10 protein-coding genes are annotated in these 13,758 nt (G+C 40.4%); 6 read left to right on the top strand and 4 right to left on the bottom strand.

The window, feature by feature from the left end:
- The first annotated feature begins 451 nt into the window (after positions 1-451).
- Complete coding sequence (locus BO222_RS06360) at positions 452-766, top strand: hypothetical protein (protein WP_075819400.1); 315 nt, start codon at positions 452-454, stop codon at positions 764-766.
- Positions 767-1,236: 470 nt separating this feature from the next.
- On the opposite strand, the gene BO222_RS06365 is transcribed toward BO222_RS06360, so the two are convergent.
- From BO222_RS06365 to BO222_RS06375, 3 genes are all read right to left on the bottom strand, one after another.
- The gene (locus BO222_RS06365; RefSeq protein WP_143356959.1) at positions 1,237-2,124 is read right to left on the bottom strand and encodes an RNA-guided endonuclease InsQ/TnpB family protein; all 888 of its coding nucleotides are present in this window, start codon (positions 2,122-2,124) and stop codon (positions 1,237-1,239) included.
- A gap of 218 nt (positions 2,125-2,342) precedes the next feature.
- The gene (locus BO222_RS13690) at positions 2,343-2,507 is read right to left on the bottom strand and encodes a hypothetical protein (RefSeq protein WP_158024568.1); all 165 of its coding nucleotides are present in this window, start codon (positions 2,505-2,507) and stop codon (positions 2,343-2,345) included.
- 16 nt (positions 2,508-2,523) lie between these two features.
- Positions 2,524-3,186 (bottom strand): IS607 family transposase, encoded by a 663-nt coding sequence (locus BO222_RS06375; RefSeq protein ID WP_075819406.1) that lies wholly within the window; start codon positions 3,184-3,186, stop codon positions 2,524-2,526.
- A 282-nt stretch (positions 3,187-3,468) separates the two neighbouring features.
- Here BO222_RS06375 and BO222_RS06380 point away from each other — a divergent pair, with 282 nt between their 5' ends.
- The 3 genes from BO222_RS06380 to BO222_RS06390 all read left to right on the top strand — a co-directional run bounded on the left by BO222_RS06380 (position 3,469) and on the right by BO222_RS06390 (position 8,146).
- On the top strand, positions 3,469-5,676 hold the full coding sequence (locus BO222_RS06380) for a RelA/SpoT family protein (protein ID WP_075819408.1): 2,208 nt from the start codon (positions 3,469-3,471) through the stop codon (positions 5,674-5,676).
- A 310-nt stretch (positions 5,677-5,986) separates the two neighbouring features.
- Positions 5,987-6,466 (top strand): LURP-one-related/scramblase family protein, encoded by a 480-nt coding sequence (locus tag BO222_RS06385; protein WP_075819410.1) that lies wholly within the window; start codon positions 5,987-5,989, stop codon positions 6,464-6,466.
- Positions 6,467-6,604: 138 nt separating this feature from the next.
- The gene (locus tag BO222_RS06390) at positions 6,605-8,146 is read left to right on the top strand and encodes an ATP-binding cassette domain-containing protein (RefSeq protein ID WP_075819412.1); all 1,542 of its coding nucleotides are present in this window, start codon (positions 6,605-6,607) and stop codon (positions 8,144-8,146) included.
- 416 nt (positions 8,147-8,562) lie between these two features.
- Here BO222_RS06390 and BO222_RS06395 read toward each other — a convergent pair whose 3' ends face one another.
- Entirely contained in the window at positions 8,563-9,714 is a 1,152-nt protein-coding gene (locus BO222_RS06395; protein WP_083647708.1) for a M42 family metallopeptidase, read from the bottom strand.
- A gap of 241 nt (positions 9,715-9,955) precedes the next feature.
- Between BO222_RS06395 and BO222_RS06400 the strand changes: the two genes are divergently transcribed.
- Together BO222_RS06400 and BO222_RS06405 are read left to right on the top strand one after the other, a co-directional pair.
- A complete protein-coding gene (locus BO222_RS06400) occupies positions 9,956-11,659 on the top strand; it encodes an ABC-ATPase domain-containing protein (protein ID WP_075819414.1) in 1,704 nt (567 codons plus the stop codon).
- Between the two features lie 319 nt (positions 11,660-11,978).
- Positions 11,979-13,403: an MATE family efflux transporter gene (locus tag BO222_RS06405; RefSeq protein ID WP_233131218.1), complete on the top strand. Its 1,425-nt coding sequence runs from the start codon at positions 11,979-11,981 to the stop codon at positions 13,401-13,403.
- Positions 13,404-13,758 lie beyond the last annotated feature (355 nt).

The raw sequence follows: 13,758 nt of genomic DNA on the forward strand, positions 1-13,758 counted from the left end.
CAAAAGGCGGAAATCTTCCGTTTCCGACTTTCCTGAGAGGAAAGCTGGAGCACAGAGAAGATTTCCGCCTTTGATGGTATTCAGGGATAACCGGGAATAAAAGCCCGTGCAAATTTCAAAAGGTTACTGTTGAAAATTAAATCTGAACAGCAGTCAAATGTTAGACGAGAAGGAAATCAGTACAGGCTCTATAAATAAGCGCTGACAAGAAACAACGTCTTTATTAAATGTATAATACATATCGATAAACGAAATGGTAGGCAAGCTATTTCTTACATCGGATAGACCGTAGCTATGTTGAAGGAATGTCTGAATGTTTCTTTGTTAAAATTAAATTGCAGATAAGAAATCTCTGACTTTGGCGAAGGCGTTGCGCAGCGCTTCATTGCAGCAGCTCCTGCCTCCTTTCAAGAAGGTTTTCTTGAGTTCGATCATAATGGAGACATTTTGTATGTTATTTAATCTTTTTTTAGGACTCACAGGTGCAGCGGTGATCGTATATTTTACGATGAAAGCCTGGCAGGCTCCGAATGGATTTAAGGCTACTTATCTCATCACTCTTCCTGAGAATATTCAGGTTGATCCTTCGGAAATTGCTGAGTTATCAAAAGCTGCAAAATGGCACAAAATCAGAGATGGTCAATTTAAAGGCGAAAGCAAAATCAGTGAAGAAGCTTTACGTAAGTTAGTCAGTGAAGCTTACTCTGATGTTCCGGAAAAGGATATCAAAGTTTACAACGCTTATTCTGGCTATTTTGGAATGTAAGTTTTGTTTGGTTAATAATCGTCGATAGTTTTAGCTGTTATCGTTAGCGTCTAAGTCGTTGGAAACCGATCATCAAAGCAATGATGTGAAAATTCACAGTTAAAAGATGATCTGAATCCAGTTGTCAGAAACAATCAGAGGATTATTTGCATGCTCGAATCTGTCCCATGACTATTCGAGCTTTTTTTGTCTTTCCTTCGCTGATCATGATCGTTCTTTCAAATCTTCTTTCATCTTTATCGAAAAACTTGAAAGAAATCTTTTTTTGAAATAAGCAAAATTCACAGTATATAAACGCCGTTGAAGAAACCGTTTCAGAATGACGAACAGTTGGTAAAAATCACAAAAAATGTGACATTACCTTTGAAGATGCATCTTCTCCATGAAGGATCCGATTTGCTTCACACCCACTGCAGCGCATTTACTCACTCGACCCGATAGGACCAGGTCATTGCGAGGTACTTTCCAATTTAAGAACGCGGGACGTTATATCTGATCAATGCGGCCTTCTCATTTCTGTCCAGGCACTGCTGATACATTAACCTGTTCCACTGTCCAAGAGTCAGAAGCGCTTTTTTTAAAATATTCAGACTGCCGTTCTGATCCGCGTTGATCAATTTCCCATTCTGACTCTTATATAATCCTCTGTGTATTCGTTTTCCCTTATAGGTTTGCTGTTTTCTGCACTCTTCATCATCCAGAAAACTGCATTTGCTGGTATAGCTCTCTTCACAAAGGATCACCTGAATCCCAGCCATCCGGCATTTATACTCAAGCATACGAATAAAAACGTTAAATGGAATCTGGCAGAAGTTCTGATTGTTTCTTTTCCCGATATTTGTGTCTTGTTTCCAGCCAGGGTTATGGCCAATGATCACTGTATCGATTTGATTGAAAACGAATTGATTCACGAGATACCGACTTGCTTTGTGCAGGTAATCAGAAATCCTGTTATTCCTTCTTAAGAATATCGCCTGAATCTTTGGAGAATTTTTTCTTCCATGCTGCTTTTCTTCATAAGATCTTGAAGCCGCGAGTGCCTTATTCGATCTTTGGTTCACGGATTTTAAATACTTTCCATCGATCACAAGAGGATCCATCACGTTTGAAGAGCAGACAGCCAGGTTATTGACGCCTAAATCCAGTGCAGCAATCCGGCGGCAGTCCTGCTTTAAATCCGGAAGAGTTTCCCTGTATCCGACTTTCACCACGATTACTCCGTTTTTTGGAACAATTCGAACGAATTGGACTTTGGAAGGGTCAATCTTTGTAGGAATATAAAGGTCTGTCCTAAAAAGATGGATGAGCCCCTTCTGTAAAGATCGTTTGCTGATCGCCATTAATTCATAGTGGACCACATTTCGTCCTTTTTTCGGATGAAGATCTGGGAACAGACGGCTTGTTTTCCAGCTTCCCCTCTTTGTATTTCTTATTCAGACTGAAAAAAGATCGCCATGCTTCGTCTGCCTGCATTTGGGTATGTTTTGCAACTTTGGCAGGCAGTGCCCGGTCATCCGGCTGATTGGAATGTGTAAACTCTTTATTGACTGAAGCGTAGGATGGAAAATAGTGATTCTTAAAAAAGAACTGCCTCATAGAATAGAGAGTCGCATTTATAGAGGTTCTTGCTTTTGAATGTCAGTTCATCAAGCTCTTTATATTCAGGATCACTCACTCGAAACAGGTGCTTTTCTATCCGTGTGATGCTCTTTTCCTGTTTCGGTCTGCTTTTCGGATTCATTCTCCGCATTCTCTTCCTACTTTCTATTCTCCGACAATTCCTCATCAATCATTTTTCTTACCGTTCTTCTCATTCCATACAGTTGACCGGAAAAAGAATGGATAATTGAAACAATATCCTGGGCCAATTCCTCTTCCATTGTTCTGTTATTTTCTTCGGAAGAGATGATGATGATCTCCGTTCTGTTGTATTCGCAGATACTTTTGAGATAGTTGAAGCCAAAGCGGGTCAGCCGGTCTTTATTGTTTATAAAAATCCGGTTGATGTTTCCTTTCATCACTTCATTCATCAGGGCATTGAGCGCTTTGCGGTTGTCATTCAGTCCAGAAGCCATATCTGAGTAAATAACGAGATTGTGGGGATTTCTGGTCGCTGCAAAGGCACAGACTTTCTCGATCTGTCTGTCCAGATCGCCTCTTTCCTTCTGTTTATGAGTAGAGACACGGGCATAGACAGCATCTTTTCGACAATCTTCAGAGTCATCCGTCAGCAGCTGATGCGCCTTAAGAGTTCGAATCAAGGAGTCTCTGTAAATCATTTTGCGTCCCGTTTCTGTCAGCCTGAATTCCATCATTCCTTCATCACAGTATCTTTGAACTGTCCTTACGTGAACATTGAGCATTTTTGCGGCTTCACCCGGTTTATAAAAATCTTTTGACAGTTCGCTGAGTCGGATCATGGGATATCACTCCTTGCTTGTAAGCCTATTCATCTAATGTAATCAGCCTATCATGAAACAGATGTCAAATGTATAGATTTATGTCGATATCATTAATCAGTTGAAAACACAACTATTTACAAAAACTTTGTGAAAATCAATGAAAAAGCCTGTTTCAGGTGCTAAAATGATTTTCAAACATTCAGATTCACATATTATTAACAAAATGATGATAAGAATGAAGAGATTCGACAAAATCTTTAAATATCATCTGGATTTTTCATCAGGAAAGAGAGGGCAACTATGGCTGATAAGAAAAGCGTTACGATGGTTCAGTGTATGGAAAATATTCAGACTTACATCCGTAAACCGGAAAATCTGCAGCTGATTGACCGGGCCTATCAGTTTGCTCTTAAAGCACATGACGGGCAGTTCAGAAAGTCTGGGGAACCCTATGTGATTCATGTCATTCAGGTAGCAAATATTCTGGCCGATTTGCACTGTTCACCAAAAACAATCGCTGCTGGATTGCTTCATGATACGGTTGAAGACTGCAAGGATGTAGAACTTGAAACGATTTCAGAGAAATTTTCTCCTGAAATCGCACAGCTCGTTGATGCGGTTACCAAAGTAGGAAAACTGAATCAGGAATTCAAGGATGAAAAGGAATACCTGGCCAGCAACCATCGAAAGATCTTTATTGCGATGGCCAAGGACATTCGAGTCATTCTGATCAAGCTCTCAGACCGTCTTCATAATATGAGAACACTCGAATTTCAGCCAGAACATAAGCAGAAAAAAATCGCCCGTGAAACCTTGCAGGTATATGCTCCCATTGCTCATCGATTAGGTATTTCAAGGGTGAAAAACGAGCTTGAAGATTTGTCCTTCAAATATCTATTTCCTGAAAAGTATCAGAGCATTAAAAATCTTGTCGCTAATCGCGAAACAGAACGGAATGCTCAGGTCAGAGAAATGATTTCAGATATAGAAATCATTCTTCAGGAGTATAAAATTCCATATCGGATCTTTGGAAGAAGCAAGCATTTCTATTCTATATATAAAAAGATGACTTCAAAGAATAAACGATTTGAAGAAATTCTCGATCTGCAGGCCATTCGTATTGTTACCGATTCAGTAACCCATTGCTATGAAATCCTGGGTTATATTCATGCAACCTATCGTCCGATTCCCGGACGTTTTAAGGATTATATCGCAATGCCAAAAAGCAACATGTATCAGTCATTGCATACGACAGTAGTCCACCCAAGTTCAGGAAATATCTTTGAAATCCAGATTCGTACAGAAGAAATGGATTCAATCGCTGAACGAGGAGTAGCGGCTCACTTCCTTTATAAGGAAAATGGAAAGATGACAGAAGAAGAGAAAAATCGGGAAATGGAAGATAAGCTTTCATGGTTCAGAGATTTCTCAATCATTACCGATGAAGAAAGTGAAGATCCACTCGAATACATGAGTGTTGTTCAGCAGGATATCTTCGAGGCCAATGTTTACTGCCTGACCCCAAGAGGAAAGGTTATCGCCCTTCCATCAGGATCCACACCCATTGATTTTGCCTACCGCATTCATACAGAAGTCGGAAACAAAACGGTTGGAGCGGTTGTGAATGGCGCTATTGTTCCAATTAATACTCCGTTGAAAACAGGAGATGTCGTCAACATTCTGACAAATAAATCATCAAGCGGACCGAGCAGTGACTGGATTAAAATTGCTAAATCACCTCACGCTCGAAACAAAATTCGGGCTTTCCTTCAAAAAGAAGAAATCAGAGACCGCAAAGAATTGATTCACCGCGGTGATGCCATGCTGACAGAAGAACTCAAGAAGCAGAAAATGGATAGTTCACTTCATAATTCCAAGAAGCTTGAAAGCGTTTTGAGCACTCTCTCTTTTAAAAATCTTGAAGATCTTTATGTTGCGATTGCTTCAAAAAAAGTTGCTGTTCAGGCTGTTGTTGATCGATTGATCGGAACAAAAAGCGCTCAGGACGACAATGAAGAAATTATAAAAATGTATAATCGACCAGATCGAAAGCTGAAACCGAGTGCCTGTGGGGTCGTAGTACCTGGCATTGATACAATCCAGGTTTCTTTGGCTACCTGCTGCTCACCTATTCCCGGAGATGAGATCATCGGGTATGTTTCAAAGGGGAATGGGGTTAAGGTTCATCGGGCTGGCTGTCCAAATATTGCCAGAGAAACCAAGCGTTTAATCCCTGTAACCTGGGGTGAAGATCTTGAAGATAAAGTCTTCATAGTACATCTGGTGGTTCGTTCCGAAGATAGAAACTATCTGCTTTCGGATATTGTCACTGTTCTTCAGCAGCAGAAAATAACTCTTAGACATATAACAAGTGGAGTCGATGCCAACGATTTAACCGCAACCACAAAGATGGAAATATCTGTTCGTTCTCTGGATCACTTGAATGTCATTATGGCAAATTTAAAAAAGATTCCATCTGTGATGGAAGTTGAACGTGTATTGCTCTAAAAATTTACATCCTGACCTCCAAATTGTTTTTAAAATGATCAAGGAAAACAATTTGGATTTTTCTTTTTGAATGATTCATTCCGATCGGTCAGTCAGCCGGTATTGCCTGAACAAATAAACAAAGATTGGACTCTTAAGATGAAGGTTCGAATGAAAGCTCTGGAAAATTACAGTTGGAAAAATTGGATAAAAAGCTGTGAAATTACAATGTATTCCTGCTATCGTCAGATTATTGAAGATTGTTGTATATACAGTTTTTTGAATCAGACAGCCTGGTGAAATTCAACAGAAATTAAAGGAGAAATAAGAAATGAATACTCTTTATATTGCGCAGAAAATCTTTTCACTCTGGGGAGAATATGATGTAACGAATGAGCAGGGACAGATGGTTTATCACGTCAAGGGAGTTCCATCTTTCCTGAGAAAACAGCTGATTTTTGATGCAAGTGGTGCTCAGGTTGGAGAAATCAAACAGCAGTTTTCATTTCTTCCCGAATTCAATATCTATATTCATGGGCGCCAGGTTGGAACCATCAAATCCAGGCTGAGCCTGTTTAAAACCAATCTGGATCTGAATTATTATCACTGGAACGTAGTGGGAAATTTCTTTGCGTGGAATTACCAGGTTTTTTCGCAAAGTAACCGGGAAATCGCCACAATTGGAGTAGAGCTCTGGCACATGAGTGACCATTATTATATTCGTTTTGATCAGGAACAGGATGCTTTGCCTTTGCTTTTGCTGGCTTTAGCGATCGATTGCATTCGTGATGCCAGCCAGCACAGCGGTTAAAGGGAGCTGACTTTTACTTTCTTGCTTTTTCACAAAACTTCACTTAAGATAAGCCTGAGGTGAGAAAATGCGTAATACAGAATTCGAATAAAATTGGATATATGTTCTTAATGGATCATAACGGAGGAATTCGTATCTGTGTTTACGTGCAAAAATCTCAGTGTGACGCTGGCTTCAGGCAGGAAGCTGGTAGAAAACCTGACCTTTTCCATGTCTGATCATAATCATATCGGTCTGATTGGAGAAGAAGGAAATGGTAAATCAACATTATTGAAAATCTTCGCTGGTGATCAGCCTGACTATGTCAGGATCACTGGCTTTTTTTATTCTGATCAGAAGATTGGATATCTTCCTCAGCAATTTGATGAAAAGTGGCTCGATCAAGAGCCGCTGCATTATCTTCTTTCTGAAGAGCCTCAAAAAGAAATCGAAATTAGTGCCTGGAATCGGTTGAGCGAAATAGAAAAGCTGGCCGTTCAGCTGAAAATTGATCACGACTTGATCTACCGGGATCAGAATATTTCAACTTTATCTGGCGGAGAGAAAGTCAGACTGCTCTTTTTGAAAATGATGATGAACGAGCCGGAAATTTTTTTGCTGGATGAACCATCAAATGATCTGGATCTGGATGCCTTAGTCTGGATGGAGAACTGGATAAAGAATCAGTCTGCTCCCATTCTGTTCATTTCTCATGACATCAGACTTCTTAATACCTGCGCCAACAAAATTCTGCATATCGAGCTGCGCAATAAAAAAACAAAAACACTCAATACAATTTATTCAGGGAAATACGACGAATATTTAGAATCGAGAGCGAATCTGCTCAATCGTCAGAGCCGGATTGCTTCTGAAGAAAAAAGAGAATATCTCAAGAAAAAGCAGCGCTTAAATGACCTTCATAACAAAGTGGAAGGCCGGCTGAAAACCGTCTCCAGACAGGCTCCTCATGAAGGCAAGATGCTCAAGAGATCGATGCGGTCCGTTCTGAATGCTCAGGATGCTTTAGAAAACCAGAGTTATTCAAAAACAGATTCTGTGGAAGAAGGAATTGGATTCATACTTCCAGAACGCTCCTTTCCATCCAATAAGAAGCTTCTTGATTTGGAACATTTCTGCTTATCTGTGAATGGTAAGCTATTAATTTCAGAATTTGGTCTTCGTTTAATTGGACCGGTGCATCTTGTCATTACTGGCAAGAATGGTTGTGGAAAAACGACACTGCTCAGACAGATCAAAGAAATTCTGAAAGATACGCCTGGAATTACAGTTGGCTACCTTCCGCAAAATTATGAGGAGGTCTTTAAAGCTGTTTCGACTCCGGCAGAATATCTTGAACAGTTTACCGAGAATTCAGTTTTAGCCAGAAAAGCATTAGGAAGCATGAAATTTACAGAGAATGAATTGGAGCAGAAAATATCTAAATGTTCTGGAGGCCAGAAAGTGAAAATGATACTGGCTTCCATGGCTATGCGTAATTGCAATGTCCTTTTGCTTGATGAACCGACAAGAAATTTATCCCCGCTCAGTGCCAGAGTTCTGAGTGAAGAACTCTCCAGGTGGAATGGAGCAATTATCGCCATCAGTCATGACCGGGAATTCATTCAGGAAGTTTTTACTTTGAAAGCAGTTATAGAAGATCAGATTTTTCAGATTCATTCCATGGATGAAAAACCAGATTGAATTGGATTCTGATCATCATTATCCATAAGAATTATTTGCTTTTCCATTCTGCAATGAGCAACGATCTGCAATCTTAAAAAAAGTTATAAAACCATATAAGAACCTAAAGTAGAAAATAACATCCAAAAAGAACATATAAGCCAATAGACCAACAAAAATAGATGGATGAGATTGAAATCAGTTGATTCAATAAGGATTACAAATGTTAATCTGAAAAAAGCTATAACAAAAATACAAAAACAAAATCGGAATCTTTCATGTCCCATGATTTGAGGCATAAGAGATTCCGATTTCCTTTTTTGAGCATTCAAACCAAAATCCTATTCACATGGCCAGTAAAAAATAATTGATCTTCTAGATGGTCCGTTTTGAATGGATAATTTCAAATCTGCTGGATTACATGAAAAGTGAAGCAATCAGAATGGATTGATCAGAAAAGATGGCTGATCAGCAATAATTCTTGCAACAAAGCAATAGGCCAATCGAATGGCATTCATCAGATCATCCAGTGAAGCTAAACCGCTCATATTATGGGCATAGCGAACCGGTATCCCGATCACAATGGCAGGAATTCCTTTTTGAATAAATGCGGCGGCATTCGTTCCGCCGCCAGCTCTGGCTGCAATCTGCAAAGGAATCTCATAATCCAAAGCCACCTGTCGAATCAGACGAATCAGACGATGATCCGTGATGCTTGATCGATCAATGACCCGAACCATGGGACCTCCATTCAATCTTGTTGAGACTTCATCTTCGGATTCGAAAGTATCATCGGCAGGACAGCCTTCAAAGCAGACTGCGATATTTGCCTGTATGTTTGACATGGCGGCAATAGCTCCTCTTTCACCGACTTCTTCCTGTGAACTGGCCAGAGCGATTACATGTGAAGATAACCCATCCTGATCGAGCCATCGTAATAGAAGAAGTTCGGCACATAAGCCAATCCGATCGTCGAGAGCTTTGCCTTTAACAATACCTGGTGCTGCCATGAATTCAAAACGGCTCTGAGGGATGACGAAATCACCACAGGCAACATTCAGTTTTTCGACCTGTTCTTTACTCGTACAGCCGGCATCGATGAAAAGCAGATTGGATTCATCTGTGTTTTTACCATAATGCACTGGACGAGTGATCGCTATGGCAGGAATCAGCTGATTATCAGCATTCAGGATCTCAAAGTCCGATCCGGATGCGTTTTTTAAATCCCATCCTCCAATGGGAAGGCATGAGATGATGCCGTTTTTGTGAATGGATTTGACGATAAAACCGACTTCATCCATGTGAGCATCCAGAGCCACTGTAAACCTGTCTGATTGATGGCTGCAGGAATGATCTAAAGGAAACAGGTAGAGATTACGTAAAGCATCTTCTTTGATATCACAAAACCTGCTGCATGACTTTCTGATCATTTCGCAGACCTCATCTTCATGCGCACTCACGCCAAATGTATTGGATAATTGTTCAAGAAGTCCGACAGCATCCTTCTGGATTTCTGGCGGGATTATTGGCGCCAAATCACAGAGGTCTTTTTCAGGACAGAGTTTTCGCTGATAATTATTGTTTTGCATTCAAATTTTTCCTTTCCGCTTCCTTGACTGATTTCTGTTTTAGTTTTTCTGTTGAGGTTTCAGCTTTAATGTCAAAGTGTTTTCTTACAGTTCTCTTCTGAAATTTTTTCAATGTGAATATTACCGATGCCTTCCAATGTGAATTACAAACATGAACATCTGCAGGATAAAAATCATCAGGCATGAAAATATGCAATATGGACTGGATTGCTAAGATTGAAAGGAAAGCAGAGGTGCTCGCATGAAAACCGCAAAAGAACTCCGAGTTTCGCTCGAAAAAATCAATCATAAATCGTACCCATATTATAAAGACCTGAAGGGAAGTTATAAATTTAAAAATTTTATTCTTGAAATTAATCATGTTCAGTCAGATCCGTACGCCTCTCCAAGCGATCTGACAGTCCGAATTCTAAGACCGGGATTTCCATCCGTCTATTATGAAAAATATGAACAGAGAATCGCTTTGCAGGATCAGATTCTCAGACTCTTTCATGAAGGGCTCAAGGAATATGCCTCCAATGGCAGGTCAAAGAAAAGCGGATCCTTATCGGTAAGCCGACCCAATCAGAAGGTGCTTGAACGAAGCGCATGCACCATCAAACCGGATACCGGTGAATTGATCCTGAAATTCCATGCAGCCTTTCCAGCTGCAGGACGAAAGATTCTTTCTCATGAATTGATTCGAATTCTATTTAACGAATTGGAACCGCTTGTGGATCATTACCTGATCTACGATCATCTTTCCAAAGAAAATCAGGAATGTCTCCAGCGCGCTTTTGAACTTTCTGTCGATCAATGTGCTATTCGTCATCAGCTCAAAGAAAAACATTTAAGTGCATTCATTGCTGATGGGGCAATTCTGCCAAGAAAAAGCGGAAATCTGGATATCCCTATGGCTGAGGCAATTCCTTTTCAATCCCCCGAATCTCTGATGGTTGAAATGGATCTTCCGTATCGAAAGAAAATCAGAGGAATGGGCATTCCAGAAGGTATTGTTCTGATCACAGGTGGTGGATATCATGGAAAGTCTACGCTCCTGCAGGCCCTCGAAGAAGGCGTTTATAACCACGTGGATGGCGATGGACGAGAGCTTGCCATTACTCGATCGGATGCGATGAAGATTCGGGCTGAAGATGGAAGAAGTGTTAAGGCAGATGATATTTCAATGTTCATCCAGAATCTGCCGACTAAAAAAGATACTCGCTGTTTTATGACTGAAGATGCATCTGGATCCACTTCTCAGGCAGCGAATGTGGTGGAAGCCATTGAAGCAGGAAGTAAATTATTATTGGTCGATGAAGATACCAGTGCCACGAATTTTATGGTCCGCGATGATCTAATGGCCAGTGTGATTTCTAAAGATGAAGAACCGATTATTCCATTTATTGCAAGAATCAGACCGCTAAAGGAAGAAAAAGGCGTCTCAGTCATTCTGGTTGCTGGCAGCAGCGGGGCATTCTTTGATAAGGCAGATACTGTCATTCAGATGGATGAATATGTGCCTAAAGATATCACGCAAAAAGCCAAAGAAGCGATTAAAAACCATACGCAGTCTTCTGTGATTGATGATGTGCCTTTCAATCAGGAAATTCGAAGTCGTATTCCATTAAAGAATCGAGTCCTTGATCAGGATCGGATCAAGGTAAAAACAACCGGATTAGATACGATTTCAATTGGAAGAGAACCCATTGACGTCAGATACCTTGAACAGCTTGTTGATCCTGAACAGTTGAAGACTCTGGGAAAAATGGCAGTATATGCCGGTAAGAACCTGATGGATTCAAAGAGCAGTCTGGATATGGTCGCTGGGGAAATGTGCGATCTGATCAAAAGAGATGGCTGGCAGATCTTAGGAAAAGGCGATTACGCCCAGGTCAGAAAACAGGATCTGATGAATGTTCTTTCCAGATGGAGAACTCAGCCCTTTATCCAGCTAGAAGACTGAAACAAAGCAAAAAGAAAAACATGAACCGGATGGATTCAAACGGTTCGACGAGAGTAAAACAGCTGATATCCGTTTCGGAATAAACCAATTAAGGCGTCTGTTCAATGGCAGACGCTTTTTCTATGCAGCAATGTGAATTTTGTATTTGTTGGGGTCTGATAATACTGAATTCAATGAGTGAGTAAAGAAATGAATCTTGAAGTTTTGTAGAGAGCGGATTGGAACGGGAGAGAAATATAAAAAATTCGAAATGTTTAGAATCCTGAGAAATTCTTTAGAATATGAAGAGAAAACCGGACAAATAATCAGAAGATGATCGATGGGGAAACGGGGAAAGGATGATTTAGAAATGAAGCGAGTTGATTTTTCAAATGGCCGAATATTTCAGAACATACTTCTGAGCGCTATTCCATTGCTTGTCGCTCAGCTGTTAAACCTTCTGTATAACATTGTAGACCGAATTTACATTGCCAGAATTCCATCGGTGGGCATGGATGCCTTAGGAGGAATAGGTCTTTGCTTTCCATTAATTTCACTGATTACCGGATTTACAAACCTCTATGGCTCAGGAGGATCACCGCTTTGTTCTATTGAACTAGGATGTAAAAACCATCCCAAAGCAGAGAAGATCATGAATACGTCAGCGATTCTTCTGATTGCAACCGGCTTTGTTATTACCTGTCTTGGCTGGATGTTCTGTTCTCCGATATTAAGACTTTTTGGAGCGTCCGATCAGATGCTGACATACGCCTGGCCATATATGATGATCATTTTTTCAGGTACGATCTTTTCCATGTTTTCTGTAGGTATGGCTCCATTTATCAACGCCCAGGGATTTTCCTATATTGGAATGTTATGCGTGATTGCAGGAGCCCTGATTAATATTGTCCTGGATCCCATTTTGATTTTTGTCTGTCATCTGGGAATTCAGGGAGCAGCCCTGGCAACCATAATCGCTCAGATGATTTCTGCTTTGATTGCTTTTTCCTTTTTAAAATCGAAGAAAGCGAGTCTGAAACTGGATTTTAAGGAAATCAGACAGTTTTCCTGGGATATTGCCAGAAAGATTATCGGACTTGGATCAGCAGCCTTTACAATGCAGCTGACCAATACGCTGGTGCAGATTGCAGGTAATTTTCAGTTATCTGTGTATGGAGGAGATCTCTACATTTCAATACGAACAGTTATCGCATCCATTACTCAGATTATGGATACTCCTGTTCATGCGATGTCCGAAGGCGCTTCGCCAGTTCTTTCCTACAACTATGGAGCCAGGAATGGAAAGGGAATCCGCAAGGGAATATGGATTATGGCGGCCATGGGAATTAGCTATACCGCGGCTGCCTGGGCGACGATTATGATTCATCCAGCGTTTTTCATTTCGATCTTTTCAGATGATCCCTCTATGGTCAATATGGCAATTCCTGCTTTGCAGATCTATCTTTTTGGATATGTATTTCAGTCGCTGCAGTATGCAGGTCAGACGGTATTCAAATCGCTTAACCGGAAGAAGGAAGCAATCTTCTTTTCTTTGTTTCGAAAGGTATTCATTGGGATTCCCGGAATGTTTATCATGCCTCTGCTGTTTACAAACAAGGCTTTAGGTGTTTTTGCCGCTGAACCGGTCTCGAATGTGATTGGAGGATTGGCTTGCTTTATAACAATGCTTATTGTCATTATGCCTTCATTAAAGAAACTTGACTCTTCCGGTTTGGAAAACAGAAAATCTGAATACAACGTTTAAAATTTAATATTTAACATTCAATGCTTGAATCTGCAAGCTGAAAATGTTCGAGAACTTTTGTATGAAAGCTCTGTAAAGAATCAATTCTCTCTGTGAACTTAAAAAAGGGGCTGTTAAATTTCTGACAGTCCAAAAATAAAAAGAGGCACCTGATCCGTAATGGATGAGGTGCCTTTTTTGGTAAAATATGTTCATGATCAATAAACAAAATTACCAAACACACTATAACTCGATTCAGGGCCGTTTGCCACTGCTCCATTCTCTCTTCCCTCATATTGAGATGGATTCTGTCTTCACTACTGTCAGTTCCTTTGTCGATGATTATCTCGACCTTGCCCTTTATCCTTCTTTTGCC

This window comes from Ileibacterium valens (genome assembly GCF_001945525.1).
GTDB lineage: Bacteria > Bacillota_I > Bacilli_A > Erysipelotrichales > Erysipelotrichaceae > Ileibacterium > Ileibacterium valens.